General features: G+C 70.1%; 30 protein-coding genes and 2 tRNA genes. 17 read left to right on the top strand and 15 right to left on the bottom strand.

Annotated features, from left to right (window positions below; genetic code table 11):
• The first annotated feature begins 41 nt into the window (after positions 1 to 41).
• A complete protein-coding gene (locus M3190_RS10065) occupies positions 42 to 413 on the top strand; it encodes an RNA polymerase-binding protein RbpA (protein WP_064002015.1) in 372 nt (123 codons plus the stop codon).
• 3 nt (positions 414 to 416) lie between these two features.
• Here the strand turns inward: M3190_RS10065 and lnt are convergent, their stop codons facing one another.
• The 6 genes from lnt to M3190_RS10095 are packed head-to-tail and all read right to left on the bottom strand — an operon-like array spanning position 417 to position 6,264.
• On the bottom strand, positions 417 to 1,970 hold the full coding sequence (gene lnt / locus M3190_RS10070; protein ID WP_251580897.1) for an apolipoprotein N-acyltransferase: 1,554 nt from the start codon (positions 1,968 to 1,970) through the stop codon (positions 417 to 419).
• Between the two features lie 48 nt (positions 1,971 to 2,018).
• The gene (locus M3190_RS10075) at positions 2,019 to 2,549 is read right to left on the bottom strand and encodes a gamma carbonic anhydrase family protein (RefSeq protein WP_251580899.1); all 531 of its coding nucleotides are present in this window, start codon (positions 2,547 to 2,549) and stop codon (positions 2,019 to 2,021) included.
• A gap of 11 nt (positions 2,550 to 2,560) precedes the next feature.
• The gene (locus tag M3190_RS10080; RefSeq protein WP_251580901.1) at positions 2,561 to 4,063 is read right to left on the bottom strand and encodes an amidohydrolase; all 1,503 of its coding nucleotides are present in this window, start codon (positions 4,061 to 4,063) and stop codon (positions 2,561 to 2,563) included.
• Positions 4,060 to 4,713, bottom strand: coding sequence for an FMN-binding negative transcriptional regulator (locus tag M3190_RS10085; protein WP_251580903.1), 654 nt, complete (start codon positions 4,711 to 4,713; stop codon positions 4,060 to 4,062). Before M3190_RS10085 ends, M3190_RS10080 begins: the two co-directional genes overlap by 4 nt.
• 22 nt (positions 4,714 to 4,735) lie before the next feature.
• Positions 4,736 to 5,728: an Fpg/Nei family DNA glycosylase gene (locus M3190_RS10090; protein WP_251580905.1), complete on the bottom strand. Its 993-nt coding sequence runs from the start codon at positions 5,726 to 5,728 to the stop codon at positions 4,736 to 4,738.
• Positions 5,728 to 6,264: a ribose-5-phosphate isomerase gene (locus M3190_RS10095; protein WP_251580907.1), complete on the bottom strand. Its 537-nt coding sequence runs from the start codon at positions 6,262 to 6,264 to the stop codon at positions 5,728 to 5,730. The genes M3190_RS10090 and M3190_RS10095 overlap by 1 nt, the downstream gene beginning before the upstream one ends.
• A gap of 124 nt (positions 6,265 to 6,388) precedes the next feature.
• Between M3190_RS10095 and pepN the strand changes: the two genes are divergently transcribed.
• From pepN to M3190_RS10130, 7 genes are all read left to right on the top strand, one after another.
• Positions 6,389 to 8,938, top strand: a complete 2,550-nt coding sequence (pepN, locus tag M3190_RS10100; RefSeq protein WP_251580909.1) for an aminopeptidase N — start codon at positions 6,389 to 6,391, stop codon at positions 8,936 to 8,938.
• Positions 8,939 to 9,044: 106 nt separating this feature from the next.
• On the top strand, positions 9,045 to 9,959 hold the full coding sequence (locus M3190_RS10105; protein ID WP_251580919.1) for an ABC transporter ATP-binding protein: 915 nt from the start codon (positions 9,045 to 9,047) through the stop codon (positions 9,957 to 9,959).
• Complete coding sequence (locus tag M3190_RS10110) at positions 9,956 to 10,771, top strand: ABC transporter permease subunit (RefSeq protein ID WP_251580921.1); 816 nt, start codon at positions 9,956 to 9,958, stop codon at positions 10,769 to 10,771. The genes M3190_RS10105 and M3190_RS10110 overlap by 4 nt, the downstream gene beginning before the upstream one ends.
• Positions 10,772 to 10,780: 9 nt before the next feature.
• Entirely contained in the window at positions 10,781 to 12,031 is a 1,251-nt protein-coding gene (locus M3190_RS10115; RefSeq protein ID WP_251580923.1) for a sensor histidine kinase, read from the top strand.
• A complete protein-coding gene (locus M3190_RS10120) occupies positions 12,028 to 12,690 on the top strand; it encodes a response regulator transcription factor (RefSeq protein ID WP_251580925.1) in 663 nt (220 codons plus the stop codon). The genes M3190_RS10115 and M3190_RS10120 overlap by 4 nt, the downstream gene beginning before the upstream one ends.
• Before the next feature lie 50 nt (positions 12,691 to 12,740).
• Positions 12,741 to 13,805, top strand: a complete 1,065-nt coding sequence (locus tag M3190_RS10125; protein WP_251580927.1) for a mechanosensitive ion channel family protein — start codon at positions 12,741 to 12,743, stop codon at positions 13,803 to 13,805.
• A complete protein-coding gene (locus M3190_RS10130) occupies positions 13,802 to 14,251 on the top strand; it encodes a globin (RefSeq protein WP_251580929.1) in 450 nt (149 codons plus the stop codon). Before M3190_RS10125 ends, M3190_RS10130 begins: the two co-directional genes overlap by 4 nt.
• Positions 14,252 to 14,255: 4 nt before the next feature.
• On the opposite strand, the gene M3190_RS10135 is transcribed toward M3190_RS10130, so the two are convergent.
• On the bottom strand, positions 14,256 to 14,930 hold the full coding sequence (locus M3190_RS10135) for a hypothetical protein (RefSeq protein WP_251580931.1): 675 nt from the start codon (positions 14,928 to 14,930) through the stop codon (positions 14,256 to 14,258).
• A 53-nt stretch (positions 14,931 to 14,983) separates the two neighbouring features.
• Between M3190_RS10135 and M3190_RS10140 the strand changes: the two genes are divergently transcribed.
• Positions 14,984 to 15,856 (top strand): acyl-CoA thioesterase, encoded by an 873-nt coding sequence (locus tag M3190_RS10140; RefSeq protein WP_251580933.1) that lies wholly within the window; start codon positions 14,984 to 14,986, stop codon positions 15,854 to 15,856.
• 6 nt (positions 15,857 to 15,862) lie between these two features.
• Here the strand turns inward: M3190_RS10140 and M3190_RS10145 are convergent, their stop codons facing one another.
• The 5 genes from M3190_RS10145 to msrA all read right to left on the bottom strand — a co-directional run bounded on the left by M3190_RS10145 (position 15,863) and on the right by msrA (position 19,772).
• Positions 15,863 to 16,342: an acyl-CoA thioesterase gene (locus tag M3190_RS10145; RefSeq protein ID WP_251580936.1), complete on the bottom strand. Its 480-nt coding sequence runs from the start codon at positions 16,340 to 16,342 to the stop codon at positions 15,863 to 15,865.
• On the bottom strand, positions 16,335 to 18,014 hold the full coding sequence (gene ettA / locus M3190_RS10150) for an energy-dependent translational throttle protein EttA (RefSeq protein WP_251580938.1): 1,680 nt from the start codon (positions 18,012 to 18,014) through the stop codon (positions 16,335 to 16,337). Before ettA ends, M3190_RS10145 begins: the two co-directional genes overlap by 8 nt.
• A gap of 51 nt (positions 18,015 to 18,065) precedes the next feature.
• Positions 18,066 to 18,566, bottom strand: a complete 501-nt coding sequence (locus tag M3190_RS10155; RefSeq protein ID WP_251580940.1) for a DUF6993 domain-containing protein — start codon at positions 18,564 to 18,566, stop codon at positions 18,066 to 18,068.
• Between the two features lie 45 nt (positions 18,567 to 18,611).
• The gene (locus M3190_RS10160; protein WP_251580942.1) at positions 18,612 to 19,079 is read right to left on the bottom strand and encodes a single-stranded DNA-binding protein; all 468 of its coding nucleotides are present in this window, start codon (positions 19,077 to 19,079) and stop codon (positions 18,612 to 18,614) included.
• 168 nt (positions 19,080 to 19,247) lie between these two features.
• Positions 19,248 to 19,772 carry a peptide-methionine (S)-S-oxide reductase MsrA gene (gene msrA, locus M3190_RS10165; RefSeq protein WP_251580944.1) on the bottom strand — a complete coding sequence of 175 codons (525 nt, stop codon included), beginning with the start codon at positions 19,770 to 19,772 and terminating at the stop codon, positions 19,248 to 19,250.
• Between the two features lie 122 nt (positions 19,773 to 19,894).
• On the opposite strand from msrA, the gene M3190_RS10170 reads away from it, so the two are divergent.
• Positions 19,895 to 20,140 (top strand): hypothetical protein, encoded by a 246-nt coding sequence (locus M3190_RS10170; protein ID WP_251580946.1) that lies wholly within the window; start codon positions 19,895 to 19,897, stop codon positions 20,138 to 20,140.
• Between the two features lie 5 nt (positions 20,141 to 20,145).
• Here M3190_RS10170 and yczR read toward each other — a convergent pair whose 3' ends face one another.
• On the bottom strand, positions 20,146 to 21,570 hold the full coding sequence (yczR, locus tag M3190_RS10175) for a MocR-like transcription factor YczR (RefSeq protein ID WP_251580948.1): 1,425 nt from the start codon (positions 21,568 to 21,570) through the stop codon (positions 20,146 to 20,148).
• Between the two features lie 60 nt (positions 21,571 to 21,630).
• Here yczR and yczE point away from each other — a divergent pair, with 60 nt between their 5' ends.
• The 7 genes from yczE to M3190_RS10210 all read left to right on the top strand — a co-directional run bounded on the left by yczE (position 21,631) and on the right by M3190_RS10210 (position 24,269).
• Positions 21,631 to 22,239: a membrane protein YczE gene (gene yczE / locus M3190_RS10180; protein WP_251580950.1), complete on the top strand. Its 609-nt coding sequence runs from the start codon at positions 21,631 to 21,633 to the stop codon at positions 22,237 to 22,239.
• 27 nt (positions 22,240 to 22,266) lie between these two features.
• Positions 22,267 to 22,339 (top strand) — tRNA-Arg (locus M3190_RS10185).
• A 45-nt stretch (positions 22,340 to 22,384) separates the two neighbouring features.
• Positions 22,385 to 23,005, top strand: coding sequence for an oligoribonuclease (gene orn / locus M3190_RS10190; RefSeq protein ID WP_308222250.1), 621 nt, complete (start codon positions 22,385 to 22,387; stop codon positions 23,003 to 23,005).
• A gap of 34 nt (positions 23,006 to 23,039) precedes the next feature.
• Positions 23,040 to 23,115, top strand: a tRNA-His gene (locus M3190_RS10195).
• A gap of 25 nt (positions 23,116 to 23,140) precedes the next feature.
• A complete protein-coding gene (locus M3190_RS10200) occupies positions 23,141 to 23,491 on the top strand; it encodes a metallopeptidase family protein (protein WP_251580952.1) in 351 nt (116 codons plus the stop codon).
• 2 nt (positions 23,492 to 23,493) lie between these two features.
• Positions 23,494 to 23,784 (top strand): ATP-dependent Clp protease adapter ClpS, encoded by a 291-nt coding sequence (gene clpS, locus M3190_RS10205; protein ID WP_439958024.1) that lies wholly within the window; start codon positions 23,494 to 23,496, stop codon positions 23,782 to 23,784.
• Positions 23,781 to 24,269 (top strand): DUF2017 family protein, encoded by a 489-nt coding sequence (locus M3190_RS10210; RefSeq protein ID WP_251580956.1) that lies wholly within the window; start codon positions 23,781 to 23,783, stop codon positions 24,267 to 24,269. The genes clpS and M3190_RS10210 overlap by 4 nt, the downstream gene beginning before the upstream one ends.
• 7 nt (positions 24,270 to 24,276) lie before the next feature.
• On the opposite strand, the gene M3190_RS10215 is transcribed toward M3190_RS10210, so the two are convergent.
• Together M3190_RS10215 and M3190_RS10220 are read right to left on the bottom strand one after the other, a co-directional pair.
• On the bottom strand, positions 24,277 to 24,852 hold the full coding sequence (locus tag M3190_RS10215; protein WP_251580958.1) for a hypothetical protein: 576 nt from the start codon (positions 24,850 to 24,852) through the stop codon (positions 24,277 to 24,279).
• Positions 24,836 to 25,153 (bottom strand): hypothetical protein, encoded by a 318-nt coding sequence (locus tag M3190_RS10220; RefSeq protein WP_251580960.1) that lies wholly within the window; start codon positions 25,151 to 25,153, stop codon positions 24,836 to 24,838. Before M3190_RS10220 ends, M3190_RS10215 begins: the two co-directional genes overlap by 17 nt.
• Positions 25,154 to 25,190 lie beyond the last annotated feature (37 nt).

Below are 25,190 nucleotides of genomic sequence, written 5' to 3' on the forward strand. Positions count from 1 at the left end.
GAGTTCGTTATACCTGAGGACGACGACGAGAGGACCACACAATGGCAGATCGCAGCCTGCGCGGCATGCGTCTCGGCGCTTCGAGCCTACAGAGCGAAGAGGGCGTCGTGTTCGTGGAGCGCACCAACCACACCTACGTCTGCACCCAGTGCGAGCGCGAGACAGTTCTCACGTTCGCGGCAGATGCCGAGGTTCCCGAGGCCTGGGAGTGCCGCACCTGCGGTTCCGAGGCCGTCCGACGCATCGGCGACACGGTCGCCGTGGTCGACCACTCCGGCGACAAGGCCGCACGCACCCACTGGGACATGCTGATGGAGCGCCGCACCATCCCCGAACTCGAGGAACTCCTCGAGGAGCGCCTGGCTCTGCTGCGCGCACGGCGTGGTGGCAGCTCGGACAAGCTCAGCGCCTGACCCTCACACTCCAGCGGCGCCGTCCTCCGTGGGCGGCGCCGCTTTCGTGCGCCTGCGCACGACGAGCCCCAGCACCGCGAGGACGGGCAGCGCCGACCAGCCCAGCAGCCATTGGACGGCGGGCCCCACGACGACGGCGGGTGTGAGGCCGGTGCGCAGGGGGACGTCCACGAGCAGTGAGCCGGCGGTGTCCGCGGCGAGGCCGTCGATGACGGATCCATCGGGCGCGATCACCTGGCTCGTTCCGACGGTCGAGATGTTGACGACAGTCCGGCCGGTCTCGATGGCGCGCATGCGGGCGAAACCGAGCTGCTGCAGGTTCTCGTCGGTACCGCGGAAGTCGGCGTTGTTGGTCTGGAACATGTAGACCTGCGCGCCGTCTCGAGCGCCGTCCCAGATGACATCGTCGTAAATCACGTCGAAGCAGATGGCGAGGCCGACACCGACTCCGTTCACATCGAAGAAGGGCGGGTTCGTCCCGGGGGTGTACTCGCGCTGGATGAGTCCGATCAGATCGGGGGCGAGCGCCTCGAAGAACCAGCGGTCCGGAACGTACTCCCCCATCGGGACGGGGTGCGTCTTGTCATGGAGCGCCAGGGGGTTCTCTGCACCGGCTTCCCAGAGCATCGAGGTGTTGTAGACCTTGTCGCCGCGCTCGGTCGCGGCGTTCACGAGAAGGGGGGCGCCGACCTCGGTGGAGAGGTCGTCCAGCGCATCCGCGATGGAGGTGTTGTTGATCGGATCGGCGTCGACGCCGCCTTCCGGCCACAGCAGCAGGTCGAGGTCCTGACCCACGAGCGGCTGAGTGGCCGCGAGCTGGGCGCGGAACACGTCGTACGGCTCGCGTCGATCGAAGTAGCCGGACGGCCCGTTGCCTTGGACCGCTCCGACACGCATCGTTCCGGCATCCGTCGTCGGGAACTGCGGGACGAGGACGAGCAGGACCGCTGCGATCGCGCCGGGCGCCACGAGCCGGGCGCGGCGCCACGCCCTGAGGCGAACAGCCTCGATGACCGCCGCGACGAAGAACACCATGACGAAGCTGAGACCGCTCACTCCGAGCCAGGACGCGAGCTCGGCGAGGGGGCCGTCGGACTGACTCATGCCGAGCCGTGCCCATGGGAAGCCTGTGTACGGCCAGGAGCCGACGAACTGCTCGCGCGCCGTCCAGGCCGCAGCGACCAGGGCCGGCAGGGCGATGACACGGGCCCAGGAGCCCGGCAGGACCCGCGGGAGCCAGCGGTAGGACAGCGTGATGATGATGGCGCCCGCGGCGTTCAGGGCCGTCTCGACACCTGCGAGTGCGAACCACGGGACGACACCGAGGTATCGCGTGATCCAGTCGATGTGGAGCAGATAGAACGTCGCCGCGAACACGGCACCGACCGCGACGGCGCCCCATGCCGAGCGTCCGATGAGCGTCACGAGCGTCATCGCAGTACCGACGAAGGCGAGCGGCCAGATGCCGACGTCGGGGAACGCGAGATCGAGCACGGCACCGCCGGCGACCGCGACGGGGAGAGCGAGCCAGAGCGGGAGGAGGGGGCGGACGCGCACGGGGGGAAGCCTAGATCAGCCGCGCTATGGCGGCGCTGAGGGTGGGCCTCACGCCTCCGCGCCGTGACGTGCCGAGTGATCGAGGTAGATCCTCGCGTTGCGCAGGATGCCGGCCTTCTCCTCGTCGGTGAGGGCGCGCCGCACCTTCGCCGGGACGCCGGCCACGAGCGAGCCGTCGGGGATGATCGCACCTTCGAGGACGACTGCTCCCCCGGCGATCAGACAGCCCGCACCGACGATCGCGCCCGACAGGATGACCGAGCCCATCCCGACGAGCGTGCCGTCCCCGATCCGACAGCCGTGGACGACGGCATTGTGCCCGATCGAGACGTCCTCCCCGATCTCGACGCCGTGCGCGGCGTCGACGTGGACGGCGACGCCGTCCTGGATGTTGCTGCGCGCGCCGACAGAGATGGGAGCACTGTCGCCGCGGAGCACCGCGTTGTACCAGACGCTGGCGCGGTCACCGAGGGTGACGTCGCCGACGATGCGACCGCCCGCCGCGACGAATGCGGTGTCGGCGACGCGGGGCGCGGCATCCCCGACGGTGAGCAGGGTGGCGTCTTCGGACACAGGCATCGGAGAGCTCCTCAGAGGGCGATGTGGGTGAGCCTGCCCGCGACCGTCGTCGCGGCCACCCGCGTCGCGCGGAGGTCGGCGTCGTCGGACGCCAGCGGGTCTCGATCGAGCAGGGCGAGGTCTGCGGCCATCCCCGGCTCGAGAGCGCTGCCGGTGGCGGAGCCGCCCGCGGTGGATGCCGCGAGGGCCGTCGCCGCGTCGAGACCCTGCTCGGGACGCCACGCCGGCCGACCGCCGCGCGTGCGGTGGACCGCGGCCGCCATGCCGGCCCACGGGTCGAGCGGCGACACCGGGGCATCCGACCCGAACAGGAGATTGGCGCCGGAGTCGGCCAGGGCTCGAAGCGGATAGGGCAAGGCGGTCTGCTGCGCCCACACGGAGTCCGTCAGATCGCGGTCGTCGACGGCGTGCTCGGGCTGCACGCTGGCCCCGACCCCCAGCCGGGCGAAGCGCGGGATGTCGGCGTGCGCGACGAGCTGCGCGTGCTCGATCGTGCCGGTTGCCCCGGTCGAGGCGAAGGCGTCCAGTGCGTGGGAGTTGGCGACGTCGCCGATGGCATGGATCGCGCAGGAGAGGCCCGCTGCGGTGGCGCGCATCATGAGATCTCGCAGCTCGTCGGGTGCGACCGTCAGCAGCCCGGTGTTGGTGGGGTCGCCCGGATACGGATGCGAACATGCGGCCGTCCGGGTGCCGAGGGAGCCGTCAGTGATGACTTTGAGGGATCCCACCCGCACCAGGCCCTCCGGGTCCACCGCGTCACCCGTCGCGAGTCCCAGGGCGATGGCCCGATCGAGCAGGTCGGGGTACACCCCGAAGGCGACCCGCAGGCTGTCGAAACCCGCGTCGAGACGCCGCGCCCACGCATCCGCGTTCCACGCCATGTCCAAGTCGACGATCCCGGTGATCCCGCGCGAGGCGGCGCGGTCGAGCGCCTCGCGGACGAACCGGTCCGACACCGTGGGATCGACGTCGTTGAGCCGGCGGGAGATCTCGAAGGCCGGCTGCTCGCGGAGCACGCCGTCGGCCGTCGGCGCGATGGACTCTCGGCGGAAGGCGGCGCTGTTGAGCCAGACGCTGTGGACGTCGGCGTTGATCAGGTAGGTCGGGACCTCGCCGGTCTGCTCGTCGAGGAGGCGGAGCGAGGGAGCATCGGGCCAGAGCGCGTCGCGGAAACCCGTCCCGATCCGGCGGCCGTCGTCGAGTACGGGAGCGCGACCCATGACGGATGCCGCCTCCACCGCATCCGTCACATCGCCGAGCGCCGTGCGCTGGGCGACGAGCGCCCACTGCACCGTGTGGACGTGGTGATCCCACAGTCCCGGGACGAGCCAGCCGCCGGTGCCGTCCACGACCACGCCGCGGCGAGGCAGGGCGCCCGCCGGAGCGATGTCCCGGATGACCCCGCCGCGCAGGTGGACATCCACCGGTTCGTCGCCGAAGGGGTCGAGCCGGCCCGCGCCGGTCAGCCGGACCCCCGTGACGACGTCGACGCTCTCGCCGCGCGCCGCGGTCACGGCTGCACCGTCCGCGCCGCACGCATCGCGTCGCGGGCGCGTCGCATCTCGTCGGCCAGCCGGGGGTCCGCGTAGGGGCTCGCACCGGCGTCCAGGCGGTCGATGATCGTGTCGACGACCTCACCAGGCCGGTTCTGGCTCAGTTTGCGCTTTGCTGTGACGTGCGTCGGGGTGAGGCGGAAGCCGACGGTGCCGCGTTCGAGGCGTCGGACGAACTCCTCGTCGTTCGGCGCCTCCCACATCCGTCGAGGTGCGGGGAGAGCGGACTCGAACCTGTTCACAAGGCGGTCCAGGACCTCCAGGTTCTCCTCCGGCAAGAGGATCTCCGGCACTCCGCGCAGATGGACGGACACGAAGTTCCACGTCGGGACCGCCGGCCCTTCGCCGTACCAGCCCGGGGAGATGTATCCGTGCGGCCCCTGCACGACGACGAGGAGCTCGGACTCCCCCAGCCCGTGGACGAGGTCGTCGGGCCGGCCGACGTGCCCGACGATGGTCAGGTCGTCTCGATCCGGGTCGAGCAGGACGGCGTAGTGCGACGCGACGAGCCCCGACTCGGTGTCGCTGATGATCGTGACCCAGGGGTTCTGGTCGATGACACGGCGCAGCTCGGCGACATCCGTCATCGCGAAGCTCGGGTTCTGTCTCATGTCGGGCGGTCCTCCTCGCCGTTCACGCCTGGCAGCGCGGGCACCAATAGAGCTTGCGGGCGGCCATCTCCTCGAGGACGATCGCCGTCCCGCACACTCGGCAGGGAAGACCGGCGCGGTGATACACCCAGTGCCGGTCGTCGCGATGCGCCATCGCACGACGGTAGGCCTCCGGATCGAGGTCGTCCATCGTCATCATCTGGCCGGTCTCCACACCGATCGCGAGCAGCCGCACCCAGTCGCGCCACAGTGCCCGGACGGTGTCCTCGGGCACCTCTCGACCGGGCGTGTGCGGGTTGAGGTTCGCGCGGAAGAGCATCTCAGCCCGGTAGACGTTGCCGATGCCGCTGACGACCTTCTGATCCATGAGCAGCTGCCCGATGGGGGTCGGTTTGCGCCGCACGGCGGCGACGAAGCGCTCCTCCCCCTCCGCCACGTCGTCGACCAGGGGGTCGGGCCCCAGAGCGGCCACGGTGGCGAGCATCTCGTCCACGGTCTGGAGCTCGCACGCCGTCGGGCCACGCAGGTCCGCGCAGGTGGATCCGGTGAGCAGCCGCAGGCGCACCTGTCCGATGACGGGCGGCGGCCACTCGGCATCCGTCTGATCCGTCAACCCGCGGGTCTGCTCGCTCATGCGTACCGCCCCGCGTGCGCGTCGCGGGGCCCCGATCGAGGCCAGCGAGTTCTCGCCCGCATCGTCGAAGACGGGGTCGACCCCGCGCTGATTCGTCTGACCCATGCGTCCGTTGGCCGATGCGATCGTGGGATCCAGGAGGATCTCACCGGCGAAGTCCCACGCGCCGTAGATCCCGAGGTGCACGCGCAGCCACACGTCGCCGTCGAACTCGAGGAACATCTGCTTGCCCACCGCGCGCGCCTGCGTCGCCGTGCGTCCGTCGAGAACCGCCGCGCCCTCCGCGAACCGGCCCTGAGGGCTGGATGCCGAGACGGTCCGCCCGACGAAGTTGCGGTCGAATTGGCGCGCGATGCGGTGGACGGAATGTCCCTCGGGCATCAGCCTGCTTCCGGGTCGAAGGTCTCCGACGCATCGAGGACGTCGGGTTTCACCGCACGGGGATCGGCTTCGAGCGAGCCGTCCGTCTCGTAGGCGGCCAGCTGGGCGATGCGACGCGCGTGGCGCTCCTCGCCCGGGAACGGGGTCGCGATGAAGCGGTCGATGAATCCGACGGCCTCGTCGAAGGTGTGCTGCCGTGCGCCGATCGCGATGACGTTGGCATCGTTGTGCTCACGCGCCAGCTCCGCGGTCGCGATGCTCCACACGAGGGCTGCGCGGATGCCGCGGACCTTGTTCGCCGCGATCTGCTCGCCGTTGCCGGACCCGCCGAACACGACACCCAGCGTCTGGATGCCGCGGGCCTGATCCTCCGCGACGGCCTGGGCGGCGCGGATGCAGAAGGCAGGGTAGTCATCGAGGGGGTCGTACTCGACGGGACCGTGGTCCACGACGTCGTGACCGGCTTCGGCCAGGTGGTGCTGCAGGCGGGTCGAGAACTCCATGCCCGCGTGGTCGGTCGCGATGTGGATGCGCATGTGACGATTCTAGGGAGGCGGATCCCCCGTTCCGGCGAGCCTTCGGCGTAGGCTGGGACGGTTGCCGTCGGCGCCAGCAGCGCCCGTCCACGGCACCCCACCCTCACCCCTGGGAGACACGAACGTGCCTGGAGAGAACCTCACCCGCATCGAAGCGCAGGAGCGCCGCGCGACCGTCGAGACGCACTCGTACGACGTCGCCCTCGATCTGACGACCGGTGACGAGGTCTTCGCGTCGCGAAGCGTCATCCGCTTCGCGGCGACCGCAGGAGCGGCGACCTTCGTCGACCTGATCGCTCGCGGCATCCGCGAGATCACCCTCAACGGCCGCTCGCTCGACCCCGCCGCCGTCTACGCCGATTCACGGATCGCCCTGGACGGCCTCACCGACGAGAACGAGCTGATCGTCGTCGCCGACTGCGAGTACACCAACACGGGCGAGGGCCTGCACCGCTTCGTCGACCCCGTCGACGGCGAGGTGTACCTGTACACCCAGTTCGAGGTGCCTGACTCTCGCCGTGTCTTCGCGGTCTTCGAGCAGCCCGACCTGAAGGCGACGTTCCGATTCACGGTGACCGCCCCCGACGCGTGGAAGGTCGTCTCCAACTCCCCCACCCCCGAGCCCGTACCGGCGGGTCAGAGCCGTGCGACGTGGGCGTTCGAGCCGACCCCGCGGATCTCGTCGTACATCACGGCCCTCGTCGCCGGCCCCTACGAGCAGACGTTCTCGGAGTTGACGAGCGCGGACGGCCGCACGATTCCGCTCGGCGTCTACGCGCGCAAGAGTCTGTGGCAGTACCTCGACGCCGATTACGTCTTCGAGAAGACCCGTCAGGGCTTCGCCTACTTCGAGGACAAGTTCGGCGTCCCCTATCCCTTCGCGAAGTACGACCAGCTGTTCGTCCCCGAGTTCAACGCCGGGGCGATGGAGAACGCGGGCGCCGTCACCTTCACGGAGACCTACGTCTTCCGGTCCAAGGTGACCGACGCCGTCAAGGAGCGCCGCGTCGTCACGATCCTCCACGAGCTCGCGCACATGTGGTTCGGCGACCTCGTCACCATGAAGTGGTGGAACGACCTCTGGTTGAACGAGTCGTTCGCGGAGTGGGCCTCGACGATCGCGACCGCCGAAGCGACGGAGTGGACCGAGGCGTGGACGACGTTCAACGCCATGGAGAAGACCTGGGCGTACCGGCAGGACCAGCTCCCGTCGACGCACCCCGTATTCGCCGAGATCAACGACCTCGAGGACGTCCAGGTCAACTTCGACGGCATCACCTACGCGAAGGGCGGATCGGTCCTCAAGCAGCTCGCCGCATGGGTGGGTATCGAAGCCTTCTTCGCGGGAGTCTCGGCGTACTTCCAGAAGCACGCGTGGGGGAACACCGAGCTCAGCGACCTCCTGGTCGAACTCGAGAGCACGAGCGGGCGCGAACTCACCACGTGGTCGAAGAAGTGGCTCGAGACAGCCGGCGTCAACACCCTGGCTCCCGAGATCCGCATCGACGGCGACGGCGTGATCACCCGGTTCGCGATCGTCCAGACCGCCCCGGCGGACTATCCCACGATCCGTCCGCACCGCTTGGGTGTCGGCTTCTACAGCCTGCAGGGCGAGGAGCTCGTCCGGACGCACCATCTCGAGCTCGACGTCGACGGCGACCTGACCGAGGTGCCGGATCTCACCGGTCACCGTCAGCCGGACCTCGTGCTCCTCAACGACAACGACCTCGCCTACGCGAAGATCCGGCTCGACGAGAGATCGCTCCGTACCGCCACCGCGCACCTCAGCAAGATCAGCGACCCGCTCGCGCGATCGCTCGTCTGGGGCGCCGCATGGGATCAGACGCGCGACGGTGAGGCCTCGGCGACCGAGTATCTCGATCTGGTGCTGCAGAACATCGGAACGGAGACCGAGTCGACGACGGTCCGCACGACCCTTGCGCAGCTGCAGTTGGCCGCGAACTCCTACGTCTCCCCCGATACGCGGGATGCGGCGCGTGAGCGCGTGGCGGAGGGCCTCTGGAAGCTCGCCCAAGAGGCCGAGGCCGGTGGCGACAGTCAGCTCCAGTTCGTCACGGCCTTCGCGTCGGCGGCATCCACCCCCGCGCAGTGGGATCGTGTCGCGCAGCTGCGGTCGGGCGCACTGACGCTCCCCGGGCTCGAGATCGACGCGGACCTGTCATGGGCCCTCCTCGTCTCGCTCGCCGCCGGCGGTGTCGTCACGGCAGCCGAGATCGATGAGGCCCTCGCGTCCGACAACACCGCGAAGGGCGGCGAGTTCGCCGCGCAGGCGCGCGCGGCGCTGCCTTCCGTCGAGGCCAAGCAGGCGGCGTGGGCGTCGCTCGTCGACAGCGCCGACCTGCCCAACACGGTCGTCCGCTCCGCGGCGGCCGGTTTCGTGCACCCGGCCGGCGTGAACGCGCTCCGCGAATTCGTCGGGGCCTACTTCGACATGCTCCTGCCGGTGTGGGAGTCGCGGACCTATCAGATCGCGCAGTACCTGATCGTGGGGCTCTACCCGGCGCCTCTCGCGGACGCCGCGCTGCGCGACGCGACCCGCGCGTGGCTCGCCGAGCACCGTGACGCGCCCGCGGCTCTGCGCCGCCTGGTGAACGAGAACCTCGCCGGCGTCGAGCGCGCTCTGTCGGTGCAGGAACGGGACCAGCAGGACTGAGTCCGGTTATCGCAGGAGGGGCGTCGTACCACGGTACGACGCCCCTCCTGCGATATCGCCCTCTCGGGGGACGCGCGGCTCCGCGCCGGTCCGTAGCGTCGAAGCCATGATCGTTGCAGAAGGCCTCACCAAGAGGTACGGAGACAAGACCGCCGTCGACGGGATCAGCTTCGCCGTCCAACCGGGCAAGGTGACCGGTTTCCTCGGCCCGAACGGTGCCGGCAAGTCGACCACCATGCGGATGATCGTCGGGCTCGACCGGCCGACCGCGGGGCGGGTGACGCTGGACGGGCGCGAGTACCGCTCGATGCGCTCGCCCCTGACCGAGGTCGGCATCCTCCTCGATGCGAAGGCGGTGCACACCGGGCGCAGCGCTCGCAACCACCTCCGCGCGATGGCGGCGACCCACGGCATCCCTCGTTCGCGTGTCGACGAGGTGATCGAGATCACCGGCCTGCAGAGCGTCGCCGGCAAACGCGCCGGCGGCTTCTCGCTGGGCATGGGGCAGCGCCTCGGCATCGCTGCCGCGCTCCTCGGCGACCCGCGGACCCTCATCCTCGACGAGCCCGTCAACGGACTCGATCCCGAAGGCGTGAGGTGGGTCCGCCAGTTCGTGCGCGCCCAGGCCGCGGAAGGACGGACCGTCCTCCTGTCGAGCCACCTGATGAGCGAGATGTCGCAGACGGCTGACCACGTCATCGTCCTGGGTCGAGGCCGAGTCCTCGCCGACGCCGGGATCGACGAGATCGTCCGTTCCTGGACCCGCACCACGGTCCATGTGCGATCCCCTCGTACCGCCGAGCTCGCCACCGCACTGGCGGCCCCCGACGTCACCGTGTCCTCCGGCGCGGACGGCGTGCTCGATGTCACCGGCCTGACCGCCGCCGCCATCGGCGACACCGCCGCGCGCACCGGCATCCCGCTCCACGAACTGACACCGCGCAGCGGCTCGCTCGAAGAGGCCTATCTCGCCCTCACCGAGGGTGCTGTCGAGTACCAGACCAAGGAGGTCGCGCGATGACCGCCATCGCCCCGTCCGCTCCCCCGACCCGTGCCGCCGCCACGACGTCTCCGACGACACGACTGTCATTCGGGCGCGTCGTGCGCAGCGAGTTCCTGAAGCTGCTCACCCTGCGCTCGACCTGGTGGTCCCTCGCGATCACCGGCGCGCTCACGGTGGGACTCGCCGCCCTCATCGCAGGCGCCTCGTCGAGCTTCGGGCCGGGCTTGAGCCCGGTCGCAGCCATCACGCTGCCCATCCAGTTCACGATGCTCGTCGCCGGCATCCTCGGGGCGATGGCCATCACCGGCGAGTACTCGACGGGGATGATCCGCTCGACGCTCACCGCCGAGCCGTGTCGTGGCCGCGTCCTCCTGGCCAAGGCCGTCGTCGTGGCCGTCACCCTCGTGCTCCTCGCCGCCGTGACCACAGTGATCGCGGGGCTCGTGGTCATGCCCATCCTCGGGGCCGACGCCTACGCGTGGGGCGACGTGAAGGAGCTGTGGCTGCCGCTCGCGCTCAGCCTGCTGGCGATGGCGACCTTCGGGCTCCTGGGCCTCGGCTGGGGCTTCGTGATCCGCAACGGTGCCGGAGCCATCGCGACGACCGTCGGCATCCTGTTCGTGCTGCCCATCGTCCTGCAGCTGTTCATGATGTTCGGCGAGTCGTGGCAGTGGGTCGTCGAGCTCGGCCGGTGGCTCCCCTCGAACGCGACCGCTGCACTCACGAACGTCGACGGTGCGGACTTCTGGCCCTCGCTCGTCGCCGCGATCGCCTGGCCGGCAGGCACCCTCCTGCTCGGGTGGGGAGTCCTCCGCACCCGCGACGCGTAAGGTCGTCGGGTGATCACCGGAAGCCGTGGCGGAGCCTCCCCCGAGGCCGAGCCACGGCTTCCACGTCCCCCGGGTGTCCTCCGGCGGTTCTGGTCCCGTCATCCGGTCCTCGCCGACATCATGATCGCCGGGTTCTGCCTGCTCCTGTCGGTCGCGCCCGTCATCGCCCTCCCGGACCGGGCGCCCGAGGACAGTCGGCTCGATCCGGAGACCTGGGACCGGGTCTGGCCGGTGCTGGCCACGGTCGTCGTCCTGGGGTGCTTCGCACTGCTCGCACGCCGCCGGAACCCCGTGGCGGTCTTCGCGATCACGGTCGTCGTCGCAGCCGCCTACCTGTTCTCGCCGGTGTCGCTGGGCGGACCACTCGTGGGGATCGCCACGTACGCCGTTGCGGTCTACCGCGGGAACCGGGCGTGTCTGGTCGCCGTCGGGGCCGGTCTCTCCGTGCTGCTCGTGGTGGCGGGCGGGCTCGGTCTCAGCGGCGTGATCGCCGCCGACATCGCCTGGAACGTCCTGATCAGCGAGGCGCTCATGATGGTGATCGGCGGACTCATCGGGGCCAACGTCGGCGGGCGGAAGCGCTACGTCGAGGCCCTCATCGAGCATTCGCGTCGCCTCGTCGTCGAACGCGACCAGCAGGCCCAGCTCGCCGCGTCCGCCGAGCGGGAGCGGATCGCCCGCGAACTGCACGACATCGTCGCGCACTCCCTCACGGTGATGGTCGCCCTCGCCGAGGGGGTCGCCGCGTCGAAGGACGCCGCGCACGCCCGTCCCGGAGCGGAGGCCATCTCCGCCACAGGCCGGGAGGCCCTGCGAGACATGCGGGCGACGCTGGGCATCCTCCGCGACACGGATGCCGCTCCTCTGGCACCCCTGGCCCGCGACACGACGGAGGAGACCGTCGCGTCCGCCCGCGCCGCAGGGTTCGAGACGCACCTGACCGTCGTCGGCGAGCCCGATGTGCCGTCAGCCACCCGCCTGGCGGTGTCGCGGATCGTGCAGGAGGGCGTGACCAACGTCCTGCGTCACGCGCAGGCCGTCACCCGCATCGCCGTCGAGATCCGGTACACCGACGAGGGCGTGACTGTCTCGGTGATCGACGACGGCCGCGGCGTCCTGTCCGCGCCCGCTGGTGGCGGGTTCGGGCTGCGAGGCGTGCGGGAGCGCGTCGAACTCGTGGGCGGGACCGTCACGGCAGGTCCGGGCGAGACGCGAGGATGGGCGGTGCACGCGTGGCTGCCACGGAAGGAACAGGAATGACCGACCGCCCGATCCGTGTGGTGATCGTCGACGACCAGTCGCTCATCAGGTTGGGGTTTCGGATGGTCCTCGACGCCGCCGACGACATCGAGGTCGTCGGCGAGGCCGGAGACGGATCCGCGGGTGTCGAGGCCGTGGCGGCGCTCGCGCCGGACGTCGTCCTCATGGATGTGCGGATGCCGGGGGTCGACGGCATCGAGGCGACGCGCCGCATCCGTCACGAGCACCCGGACACCCGCGTGCTGGTGCTGACCACCTTCGACCTCGACGAGTACGCCTTCGGCGCCCTTCGTGCCGGCGCCGGTGGCTTCCTGCTGAAGGATGCCGGGCGGGAGGAGCTCGTCGCCGCCGTCCGTGCCGTTGCGGCCGGTGAAGCCACGCTTGCTCCCCGGGTCACGCGCCGGATGATCGAGCTCGTCACGACGGACGGGCACCCGGCGCCCCGCCCGCACCGCAGTCCGACGCTGACGGCGCGCGAGCAGGAGGTCCTCGACGCCATGGCGCGCGGGATGACGAACGCGGAGATCTCCGCGGCCCTGTTCCTCGGCGAGTCCACGGTCAAGACCCATGTCGGCCGCATCCTCGCGAAGCTCCCGGCGCGCGACCGCGTCCACGCGGTCCTCATCGCGCACGGTCTCGCCGACCCGGGCGACGCCTGACCCCGCGCTCGCTCAGGTCGGTCCAGGGGAGGCTCGATAGGATCGAGAGGATGACTGAACCGGGTGCTGTGAACTGGGAGACCGTTCGCGACGACTTCCTCCGCTTCCTCATGGAGGCCGGGTGGAACATCCTGTGGGTCGCGGTCACCGTGGTGGTCGCCCTTACCGCGTCGTGGCTGATGCGGCGGCTCATCGCCCGCGTCGTCGACCGCATCGTCACGGGGGCGAAGTCCCGTGCGGCCGCCGAGGACACGCGCGCGATCGACATGTCGCCACTGGCGCAGGTGCGCATCGTGCAGCGCACGCGCACTCTCGGCTCGATCCTCACGAACATCGTGAACGTCGCGATCGTGATCATCGCCGTCCTGACGATCGTCTCGATCATCAACCAGGGCGTGCTCGGCTCCTTCGCCCTCCTCTCGGCGGCCATCGGCGCCGGCCTCGGTTTCGGCGCTCAGAACATCGTCAAGGACGTGCTCAACGGCATCTTCATCGTCGCGGAGGATCAGATCGGCATCGGCGACGTCGTCGACCTGGGACTGGCAACAGGGATCGTCGAATACGTCAGCGTCCGTGTCACGCACGTCCGCGACGTGAACGGCACCCTCTGGTTCGTCCGCAACGGCGAGATCACCCGCATCGGGAACATGTCGCAGGGCTGGGCGCGGGTCGTGATCGACGTCGGCGTCCCCGTGGACGCGGACATCGACGCCGTCGAGGACGCCATGCTGACCGCCGCGAAGGACCTCGTCCGCGAACCGAAGTGGCGCACCCGCATCCTGGACAAGCCCGAGATCTGGGGGCTGGAGTCGATCGGCGGCGACACCCTCGTGACGCGTCTCGTGCTCAAGACCCGTCCGAACGCGAAGGACGACGTCGCGCGAGCGCTCCGCAAGCGCCTGAAATCCGCCCTCGACGCCCTCGGTGTGCCGCTCCCCCAGCTGCAGTCCACCCTCCTGGAGGGCGCGGATGCCGTCCAGAGCATCCGCGGGGCGAATCCGCCCAAGACCAAGCCGCAGCAGGTCGCGCCTTCGGCACCGCCGCGGCTGGCCTGGCGACCGAAGAAGCGTGGGCGGACCGACGGGGACGCTCCCGAGGGGAGCGCCGCACCGTGACCGAACCCGTGAGCTTCTACGACGAGGTCGGGGGCCACGAGGTTTTCCGACGCATCGTCGACGTGTTCTACCGCGAGGTGGCGGCCGACGACGTGCTCCGGCCGATGTATCCGGAGGAGGACCTGGGCCCCGCTGCCGAGCGCCTGCTGCTGTTCCTCGAGCAGTACTGGGGCGGGCCGACGACCTACGGCGAGACGCGTGGGCACCCCCGTCTGCGGATGCGGCACATGCCGTTCCACGTCAACCCCGACGCCCGCGACCGCTGGCTTCGGGCCATGCGCATCGCCGTCGACGAAGCGGGATTGTCACCGCTGCACGAGGCGACACTGTGGGACTACCTGCAGCGCGCCGCCCACGCCATGGTGAACACCTTCGAGCCGACGGGGACCGGCCCGACAGCGAAGCCGCACGGTGGAGCCGCGCTGCCGCTGCACCCCGAGTCCTGACCCGTCATCGCCCGCCGGTGGCGCGGACGGCCGTCAGTCCCGTCGGATTCCCCGCGCGCACCAGAACATGGCCGCGGGCGAGCGTGACGCGCGTCCACGTGCCGGTGCGCAGCACCGATGCCGCATCCCCCGCATCCTCCGGGAGGAACCCGAGGGCGTCGGCGGCGAACGCGACCCCGGCGATGAGACCCCCGAGGCCGTCGTCGGGACTCCCCCAGACCGCAGCCCGGACCGTGCGCACGAGATCCTCGCCGGGCGAGGCCGGCAGCGCGCGCGCGACCGCATCGACCCCGCGGCGCACGGCGCGCGTGAGGTTCTGCACCGGGACCGGCTCGCTCGGGATCCATCCGGTCCGCGGCGGCGATATGCCCGCCCACGCCGCGGACACGCCGCTGTCCGGAAGGGCGACGCGGGACGCATCGTCGCCGGTGCGCAGAGCCCCGGCATCCACCACCAGATCGCAGGCGAGCTCGGGGTCGATCCGGAGGAACCTCATGCCGAGGACGGTGGGGGTGTCCTCGCCGAATCCACGCGGCGACAGAGGCGCCGCCGAGACCGCCAGTGTGCCGCCGGCCGCACGCAGGCGGACCGCGGGGTCACCGAGTCGGGCGGCCCGGCGGGCGAAGGTGAGGAGGTCCGTCGCCGTGCGGGAGTCGGGGAAAACGAGCTGCGCGGCCATCCGACCTAAACTACCAAGCGGGCAGCGCATCCTGCTGTCCGGGAGGGGGCGTCGTGGGCGAATCGGGCCACATCGACGGTCTGCTGGCGGTACTGGATCTGGCCTCCAGCGACGCACGGACGACCGAGGACATCTTCACGGGTGTGTCGCAGACGATGCCGCTGGGTCGGGTGTTCGGCGGGCAGGTCCTCGCGCAGGCGGTCATCGCCGCCGAGCGCACGGTGGCCGACGATCGGGCCGCCCACTCGATGCACGGCTACTTCCTGCGCCCGGGCGACTCCACCCGGGGGATGACGTTCTCCGTGGACCGCATCCATGACGGCCGGTCCTTCTCGACACGCCGGACACAGGCGTTCCAGGAGGGTGTGCCCATCTTCTCGATGATCGCCTCATTCGAGACGGATGCGACGGGTCTCGAACACCAGGACCGCATGCCGGACGGCATCCCGGGACCTGATGACCTGTCCGATGACGCCGTCCTCGCGGGCCTCCACCCGATGAGCAAGCGGCACTTCGACCAGAATCCCATCGAGGTGCGTCACGTCGAGCAGCCCATCTACGCGACCGCCGGCGACGAGCAGGTCGCGCAGCAGTCGGTGTGGGTGCGCACACGCGGCGACCTGCCGGACGATCCCCGACTGCACCGGGCCGCGCTCGCCTACATGAGCGATCTCACGATCCAGGAGTCGGTCCTCCGCGCGCACGGCACGTCGTGGGCGACACCCGGGCTGAAGGTCGCGAGCCTCGACCACGCGATGTGGTGGCACCGTCCCGCTCGCGCCGACGACTGGCTGCTCTATGTGCAGCAATCCCCGAGCGCGCAGGGTGGTCGCGGCCTCGCGACCGGGCGGATCTTCTCCCGCGAGGGCGAGCTGATCGCCTCGGTCGCTCAGGAGATCATGGTCCGGGTGCCCGCTCCCGCGTGAGCCGCGTCAGCGACGTCCGAGCGGAGGAAGCGGTTCGCCCAGGTAGGGCTCCCACGCGGCGCGCGTCTCGGGCGACAGTCGGACCGGGCGCCCGGTCCCGGCGTCGACCTGCACGATGACGGTGGATGCCCGGGCGTAGAGCGTCCGAGGCTCCTGGCCGGCGGGCGTGAAGACCTCGTAGTTCACCTCGGCGCTCGAGCCGCCGATCTTGCCGAACCACATCTGGACGTCGATCGGCTCGCGTTGATAGGGCACAGGCGCGAGGTACTCGATCTCCTGCCGCGCGATCAGGGTCAGCTGCGATGCGCCGTGACTCGCGTCGATCACCGCGGTCGGCACCGCACGCTCGGTCGCCCCCGGCAGCCAGAAGGCGCGCACGCGCGCCTCCTCCAGCAGCTTCAGCATCGACGCGTTGTTGACGTGGTTGTACGCGTCGAGGTCCCCCCATCGCAGGTGGATGGGGACACGGATGCGGGCCTCAGTCACGAGTGAGCTTGCGGTACGTCGACTTCGCCGGGTTGGCGGCATCCGCACCGAGGCGCTCGATCTTGTTGGCTTCGTACGCCTCGAAGTTGCCCTCGAACCAGTACCACTGGTCAGGCTTCTCCGCCGTGCCCTCGTAGGCGAGGATGTGGGTGGCGATGCGGTCGAGGAACCACCGGTCGTGCGTGATGACCACGGCGCAGCCCGGGAACTCCAGGAGGGCGTTCTCCAGCGAGCTGAGCGTCTCGACGTCGAGGTCGTTCGTCGGCTCGTCGAGGAGCAGCAGGTTGCCGCCCTCCTTGAGGGTGAGGGCGAGGTTCAGGCGGTTGCGCTCACCACCGGAGAGCACACCGGCCTTCTTCTGCTGGTCCGGGCCCTTGAAGCCGAACTTCGAGACGTAGGCGCGCGAGGGGATCTCCGTCTTCCCGACCGTGATGATGTCGAGACCGTCCGACACGACCTCCCACAGCGTCTTGTTCGGGTCGATGTTCGCGCGCGACTGGTCGACGTAGCTGATCTTGACCGTCTCACCGATCTTCAGGTCACCGCCGTCGAGGGGCTCGAGACCCACGATCGTCTTGAAGAGCGTCGTCTTTCCGACGCCGTTGGGGCCGATGACCCCGACGATGCCGTTCGGCGGCAGGCTGAAGCTGAGGCCGTCGATGAGCGAGCGGTCGCCGAAGCCCTTCTGGAGCTTCTTCGCCTCGATCACGACGTTGCCCAGGCGCGGGCCGGGCGGGATCGTGATCTCCTCGAAGTCGAGCTTCCGCGTGCGCTCGGCCTCGGCAGCCATCTCCTCGTAGCGGGCGAGTCGGGCCTTCGACTTCGTCTGGCGGCCCTTCGCGCTGGAGCGGACCCAGTCGAGTTCGTCCTTGAGGCGCTTGGCGAGCTTGGCGTCCTTCTTGCCCTGGATGTCGAGGCGCTCGGCCTTCTTCTCCAGGTAGGTCGAGTAGTTGCCCTCGTAGCCGATGAGGCGACCGCGGTCGACTTCGGCGATCCATTCCGCGACGTTGTCGAGGAAGTAGCGGTCGTGGGTGATGGCGATGACCGCGCCCTTGTAGGCCTGCAGGTGCTGCTCGAGCCAGAGAACGCTCTCGGCGTCGAGGTGGTTGGTGGGCTCGTCGAGCAGGAGCAGGTCGGGCTTCTGGAGGAGGAGCTTCGCCAGCGCGACGCGCCGCCTCTCACCACCGGAGAGGGGGGCGATGGCGGCATCGGCGGGGGGCGTCCGCAGTGCGTCCATGGCCTGCGCGAGCTGGGAATCCAGGTCCCAGCCGTCGGCCGCGTCGATCTCCTCCTGGAGCGTCCCCATCTCGGCCAGAAGGGCGTCGAAGTCGGCGTCCGGGTCGGCCATGAGGGCGGAGATCTCGTTGAATCGGTCGAGCTTGGGCTTGATCGCGACGCCGTCCTGGATGTTCTCCAGAACCGTCTTGCTCTCGTCGAGCTCGGGCTCCTGCATGAGGATGCCCACGGAGTACCCGGGCGACAGCTTCGCCTCGCCGTTGGACGGGGTGTCGAGGCCCGCCATGATCTTCAGGATCGTCGACTTACCGGCGCCGTTGGGGCCGACCATGCCGATCTTCGCCCCGGGGAGGAACGCCATCGTGACGTCGTCGAGGATGAGCTTTTCGCCGACCGCCTTGCGGGCACGGACCATGGAGTAGATGTATTCGGCCATAACGCCCCAAGTCTACGGGCGACTCCCGCTCCGCGCGGCACCGCCGGCCGCTCACCAGTCGATCGAGCGGGTCTCCCCCATGAGACATTCGCCGTCAGCCAGGCCGGGCAACACACGTGCCGTCGGACCGGGCACCGACGGGCCGACCTGGCCCACGAGGCACTCATCACCCACCCGCACCGAGAATTGGATGCTGTCGGCGGGAAGATTCACCGATGTCTCGTCGAAGGTCACCTGCATCGCGTCTTTCGAGAACCCGGCGTCGACGAGGGCGTCGACGTAGTCGCGGCCCTTCACCGACGTCGTCGCGCTCCAGACGCCGTCGACGACGGAGGTGAAGTCAGGCAGGAGCGCTTCTGCCGACCCTTCAGGCGGGCCCGGCGTTCCCGTCGGCGTCGGGGCCGGCGAGGACGGCACCGACGGCGAGGCGATCGCCGGCTCGGAAGGTTGCGGCGCGGACTCGGGCGCGCACGCGGCGAGGGACACAACCACGACGGGGGTGAGCACGAGGAGGAGCAGGCTGATTCCCCGCAGGGGCTGGTGTCTGCGCACGGGCGAGAGTCTAGGGCGTGCGACCTCCGAGCCGGCTGGGTCGGGTCAGAAGGGCGTCCCGGCGGGCTCGGGTTCCCGGCTGTCCGCCCCGACGTCTTCGGCCGCATCCTCGGCCGGCGCCCATCCCGACGTCGGCGCCTGCCCCTCGTCGCGCGGACGCGACGTGCCGGTGAAGACCGTCGTGCCGAACGCCAGGTCGTGACCGACGGCGACGGCGTCGATCTCGGCATCGGTTCCCGACTTCTCGCCCGCCTCCCACCGCTTGATCGCGAGGGTGCCGTGCACCATCACGCGCTGGCCGCGACGGACGGATGCCGCGACGTGCTCGCCCAGCGTGCGGAACACCGACACGCGGTACCAGCTCGTCAGGCCGTCGACCCAGGCGCCGGCCTTCGCGTCGTAGCGACGGTCGGTGCTCGCGACGCGCAGCGACACCACCGGTGTGCCGTCGGGCAGACGACGGAACTCGGGGTCGGCGCCGACGTTGCCGACGATGGTGATGTGATCCTTCATGGCGACTCCTTGGGAGCTCGGGGGCACGGCGTGCCCGATGGACGCTCCGACGCCCGCGTGCCCGGCGGGCGTCGGAGCAGATCCAGGATCGCGCGGCGGCCGGGGGCGGGAACGCGTCGGCCCCCGACCGGGGGATCCGATCGGGGGCCGACGCGTTGTGGAGGAGACTCAGCTGCGGGCGTACTCGCTGAACCGTGCGCGCACCTTGTTCACCTTGGGGACCGCCACGGCGAGGCAGTATCCCTGGCCCGGGTTCTTCGCGAAGAAGTCCTGGTGGTAGTCCTCCGCCGGGTACCACTCGGACAGAGGCTCCATCGTCGTCACGAGTCCGCCGCCCCACCAGTCCGCCGCACGCTCGGCGGCGCGCTGGAACTCCGCGCGCTGCGCGTCATCGGCGGGGAACATCGCCGAACGGTACTGGGTCCCGATGTCGTTGCCCTGCCGGTTCAACTGGCGCGGGTCGTGCATCGTGAAGAACGCGTCGAGGATCACGTCCGACGGGATGACGTCCTCGTCGAAGGTCACCTTGACCGCTTCGGCGTGTCCGGTGGCACCCGTGCACACCTGCTCGTAGGACGGCGAGGGCACGGAGCCGCCGACGTAACCCGATTCCACCGAGGAGACTCCGTCGAGGGCACGGTAAGCGGCGTCGAGACACCAGAAGCAGCCTCCGGCGAGCACATAGGTCTGCATGCGAGACCTTCCTTTCACTGTTGGATCGTCACCCGTCACAACGCGTGCGGCGCCCGGGCTGTTCCCGGCGGGAGGAGTGTCGGTGGCCGAGCGTACCGTGTGCGGGAGGCGGAGGAGGGACCATGACGACGATCGACTCGACGACCATCCAGCGGCTGCGTGGCTACCGGTTGGTGGTGGTGTCCGATCGCGTCTCCCGCGTGGTCGACGGGTCGGGACGGGTCATCGGCCACGTCGCTCGGGCGGGCGACGGCGACGACGCCCGGTTCCGTGCACGTCGCTTCCGCGCGACGTCGGGTGGATTCGTCGATCTCGGCGGGTTCTGGCACCTCGAGGACGCCGTGGCCGCCCTGCACGACTCCCGCTGAGCCGATCAGACGATGGCGGCGACCGCCTCGCGCTCGTCGACGCCCTGGAGCGAGGATCGCCCGCTCACCTCGGGCCACACGCGCGCGAGTACCGCGACCGCCTGTCGGATCTGCTCCGGTGGTGCGGTGAAGGGCAGTCGCAGGTGCGCGTCGTATCCGCCGTCGACCGAGAAGCGCGGACCTGCGGACAGCAGGACACCCTCTCGCCGCGCCGCCAGGACCAGTCCGCCGCTGCGCGGCGCGTCGAGGCCGACCCAGAGCGAGACGCCGCCCCGCGGGATCGGTACGCTCCACGCCGGCAGCGCGTCGCGCAGGGCGGCGACGGCCGCATCCCTTCCGCGCCTGAGCAGCTCGGCCCGCTGCGGGAGGATCTCCGGCATCGTCCGGACGAGTCGCGTCGCCACGGCCTGTTCGAATTCGGCGGTGCCGAGGTCTCGTCGAGGGCGCGAGGCGACGAGACGTCGGATGAACGCGCGATCCGCGCGGACCCACCCGACGCGGAGTCCGCCCCACACGGTCTTGCCGAGCGACCCGATGCGCACCGCCCGCGGTCCGAAGTCGAGGACGGTGGGCTCGACCTCGTCGATCGCGAGCTCGGCGGTCGTCTCGTCGATCACGAGGACGGTGCCCACGCTGTCGGCGGCGGAGCGGAACGTCGCGGCATCCGCAAGGGTCATGCTCCGACCGGTCGGGTTCTGGAACCACGGCATGAGGTAGGCGAGCGTCGGGCGGGCATGCCGGAACGCCTGCACCGCGCGGTCGAGGTCCCATCCGTCATCGACGGTGACCGGGGTGCCCGTCACGCGGGCACCGGTCGCCTTGATCGCCTCGGTTGCGTGCGGATAGGTGGGGGTCTCGAGCAGGGCCGTCGTCCCCGGGCGCAGGAGCGCAGAGGTGACGAGGTGGATCGCGTGCTGACCTCCGTTGGTCACGAGGATCTCGTCCGGCGCCGTCGGGACTCCGCGGGCCGTGTAGCGGTCCGCGATGGCCGTGCGCAGCTCGCTGCTGCCGACGATGTCGTAGCCCGGACGGCCGACGAGGGAGGCCGCGTCGGCACCGACCTCGGCGATGATGCCGGCGAGGCCCGGCCACGCGGCGGGACTCGCCTGCTGGAGATCGATCCCGTTCCCGTCGTCGAAGACACGACCGGTCCCTCGGCGCACCTGGGGAAGGGTGACGCTCCCCGAGCCGCGCGTGCTCTCGATGTGGCCGCTGTCGCGGAGCGAGCGGTAGGCGGCGGCGACGGTCGCCCGGCTCAGTCCGAGGGTCACGGCCAGCTCTCGCTCGGCGGGGAGGGCGGTGTGCGCCGGGATGCGGTTGTCGAGGCAGAGCAGTCGGATGCCGTCGGCCAGGGCCTCGTACGTGGGCGTTCGCGTCCGCCACCCGCCGAGGGCGCCTGCGAGGGCGCGGGCGCCGATACGTGAATCCATGGTCCACCGATCCGAGATTGGACTGTATGCAGAAGGCCAATCGTACGCTGAGATGGAGCCATGACTCTCCGACTCCTTCGTCTCGTGATCGGGCTCGCCCTGTTCGGCATCGGCTGCGCCGTCCTGGTCCAAGCCGGCATCGGGCTCGACCCGTGGACCGTGCTCGCCGAAGGGCTCGCGCTGCAGACCGGGATCGGCATCGGTTGGCTCGTCGTCATCACGGGAGCGATCGTGCTGCTGGCATGGATCCCGCTGCGGCAGAAGCCGGGCATCGGGACCGTCGCGAACATCCTCATCGTCGGCACGGTGATGCAGGGCGCGCTGGCGGTCATCCCGGCGGTCGACGACTACGTCTGGGGGATCGTCGTCTTCCTCCTCGGCATCGCGCTCATCGCCGCGGCATCCGGGATCTATCTCGGTGCGGACTTGGGACCCGGTCCCCGCGACGGGCTCATGACGGGTCTCCACGCCCGCCTCGGCTGGCCGATCTGGGTCTGCCGGTTCGCGGTCGAGGGCAGCGTGCTGGTCACGGGGTGGCTGCTGGGAGGGACGGTCGGGCTCGGAACGGTCCTGTTCGCGGTGCTGATCGGACCAGGCGTGCACCTCGCGCTCGACATGTCGGCGCGCTGGCGGGCGCTGCGTGCGCGCCGCGCGGCCATCGCGGTCTGAGCGGTAGCCTGGACGGCGAGCATCCTTCCCTCCATAGCTCAGTGGATAGAGCGAGCGGTTTCTACCCGCCAGGTCGGGGGTTCGAATCCTCCTGGAGGGGCTCCGAGTCGCCGTGACCACGCCGACTCCTGTGGGAGGAGACCACGTGTCCGCTGCGGAGAACGACCGCCTCGTCTGGATCGACTGCGAGATGACGGGACTCGACCTGTCGGTCGACGAGCTCGTCGAGGTGGCCGTCGTCATCACCGACTTCGACCTCCGCGTCCTCGACCCGGGATTCCAGATCGTCATCAAGCCGGACGACTCAGCGCTGGCCCACATGAACGACTTCGTCACCAAGATGCACGAGAGCTCGGGGCTCCTCACCGAGATCCCGAACGGCGTCAGCCTGGCGGACGCGGAGTTCCAGGTCCTGGAGTACATCCAGCGTTTCGTTCCCGAGGGCAAGGCGCCGCTGGCCGGCAACACGATCGGGACCGACCGGATGTTCATCGCCCGATACATGCCGCGCGTCGACCGCTGGCTGCACTACCGGAACGTCGATGTCTCGAGCGTCAAGGAACTCGCCCGGCGCTGGTACCCGCGCGCGTACTTCAACGCGCCGGCGAAGGACGGCGGCCACCGTGCCCTCGCCGACATCCGCGAGAGCATCCGTGAGCTCGCCTACTACCGCCAGACCGTGTTCGTCCCCGCTCCCGGGCCGACGAGCGACGATGCGCGCAGCGCCGCCGCGGCGACCGTGTCATCGTTCGCCTCGGGTCTGTAATACACTTGTGTGGTTGCCCGGGAACGGGCACATGGTGGGTATAGCTCAGTTGGTAGAGCACCTGGTTGTGGTCCAGGGGGTCGCGGGTTCGAGTCCCGTTACTCACCCCATGCTTTCCCCTCATGAGGCGCGATCATGATCGAGATGGATGCCGAGGCCTTCGAGGCCCTCGTGGCGTCCGAGCTCGATGCCCTGCCCGATGAGATGGTGGCCGGTCTCGACAATGTCGTCTTCGTGGTCGAGGACCGGCCCGAGGACGGATCGCTGGATCTTCTCGGCCTCTACGACGGTCTGGCGCTCACCGAACGCGACCGGTACGGGATGGGCGATCTCCCCGATCGCATCATCGTCTATCGCGAGCCGCACCTCGACGCGTGCGACGACGAGGATCGGCTGCGCGATGAGGTGCACACGACGCTCGTGCATGAGATCGCGCACTTCTACGGCATCGACGACCGGCGTCTGCACGAGCTGGGATGGGCCTGACGATGAGCATCGCGGACCCCGACCTCGACGAACAGGTGGACCTGCGGGCATCCACCTCCGGACCGTGGCAGACCGTCGTGTGGAACGATCCCGTCAACCTCATGAGCTACGTCGTGCACGTGTTCCGTGAGTACTTCGGCTTCTCCCGCGAGAAGGCGCACCGATTGATGCTCGCCGTTCACCACGACGGGCATGCCGTCGTCGCGGAGGGTTCACGTGAGCAGATGGAGCTCCACGCCCAGGCGATGCACGACTACGGACTCTGGGCCACGGTCCGTGAGGCGGGGTCGTGACTGCCGCGCGCGCGACGCTGGAACTGACCCTGCTCGAGGCGGCGCACCTGTCCGATCTCGTCGGACAGTTCGAGGAGGTCGTCGCCGGCCGCGACAGCGGCGATCCTGCGCTCCGACGCCTCCTCCCGGATGCCTACCGCGACGACGACGCCGCCGCGGCGGAGTTCCGCCGGCTCACCCAGGACGATCTGCTGGAACGCCGCCTCACGGATGCCGGTGTGGTCCGAGCCTCACTGCGCCGTAACGGGCGCGACCTCGATCCTGCGGAGCTCGACCGCGCGCAGGCCGAGGACGCGCTCGTCGTGGAGCTGACCGCTGAGGTCGCCGGAGCCTGGCTTCGCACCCTCGCCGCGCTGCGGCTCGTCCTCGCCGAACGCCTCGGTGTCACGGAGGAGGATCAGGGCGAGGAGGATGACCCCCGCTTCGGTGTCTACGAGTGGGTCGGGTATCGGCTCGACATGCTCGTCCGCGTGCTCGACGGCTGAGAGCCCGTCACGGCAGCGTCACCACGATCTGTGCGATCTCGGTCGGTCGATGCTCGTCCAGGTGTGCGTCCTCCTGCGTAGCCCATCGACCCCAATGCGGGCGGTAGGTGTCGCCGTCCCGCCCGAGCGCGCGTGCCTTCCGTGCGGCATCCGGCGCATCCAGCCACACCGTGACGTCGGCCAGCCCCGCCGACTCCGGCGTGAGCACCCCGGCGCCTTCGACGATCACGATCGATGCGTCGGGCACGACAGCCTCCCGCCCCGACGGCCGATCGGCCGTCCAGTCCCACAGCGGCCACCGGGCGGTTCCGCCCTCACGGAGCGGGCGCAGGATGCGCTCCCGCACCGTCTCTGCTCCCGCGCGGAGACCGTCCCATCCCGGGTACACGTCGTCGAGCCGCACGATCGCCGCGTCGACGAGCCGCGTCGCCAGCGCGTCGGCGAACGTCGACTTCCCGGCGCCCGAGCGGCCGTCGATGAGGACGATGCTCGGGACACGGCCGACTCTGCGCACCGCGTCGGCCACCCGGTCGATCCCCGCCGCCATCGCGGCGGTGAGCTCCGTGTCAGCGGGTGAGGGCACGAATGACGCGGCTGAGCGCGCGCCCGGCGACCCACACGAAGGGGATCCCGACCGCGAGCAGCGAGACGAGGTTCGGCTCGAAGCGCAGGTCGTCGCCCTTGCGGATGTACGCGCCGACGGGGATCGCGGCTCCGCCGCCTCCTCCGCCTCCCCCGTTGGGGTCCTCCCCGGCGCCGAAGCCCGACCAGGTGAGCGCGACGGGGATGAGCCGGATGCCGTCGACGTCCTGCTGCTCGCCGTAGACCGTCGTCACGCCGAGGGACGCGAACTGCTTGCCGAGTTCGAGGGGGAGGTTCGCCATGCGTCCACGCTAGCCGTTCGTGCGTCGCCGCACAGGG

The sequence above is a fragment of the Microbacterium oleivorans genome, from assembly GCF_023715745.1.
Taxonomy (GTDB): domain Bacteria; phylum Actinomycetota; class Actinomycetes; order Actinomycetales; family Microbacteriaceae; genus Microbacterium; species Microbacterium oleivorans_D.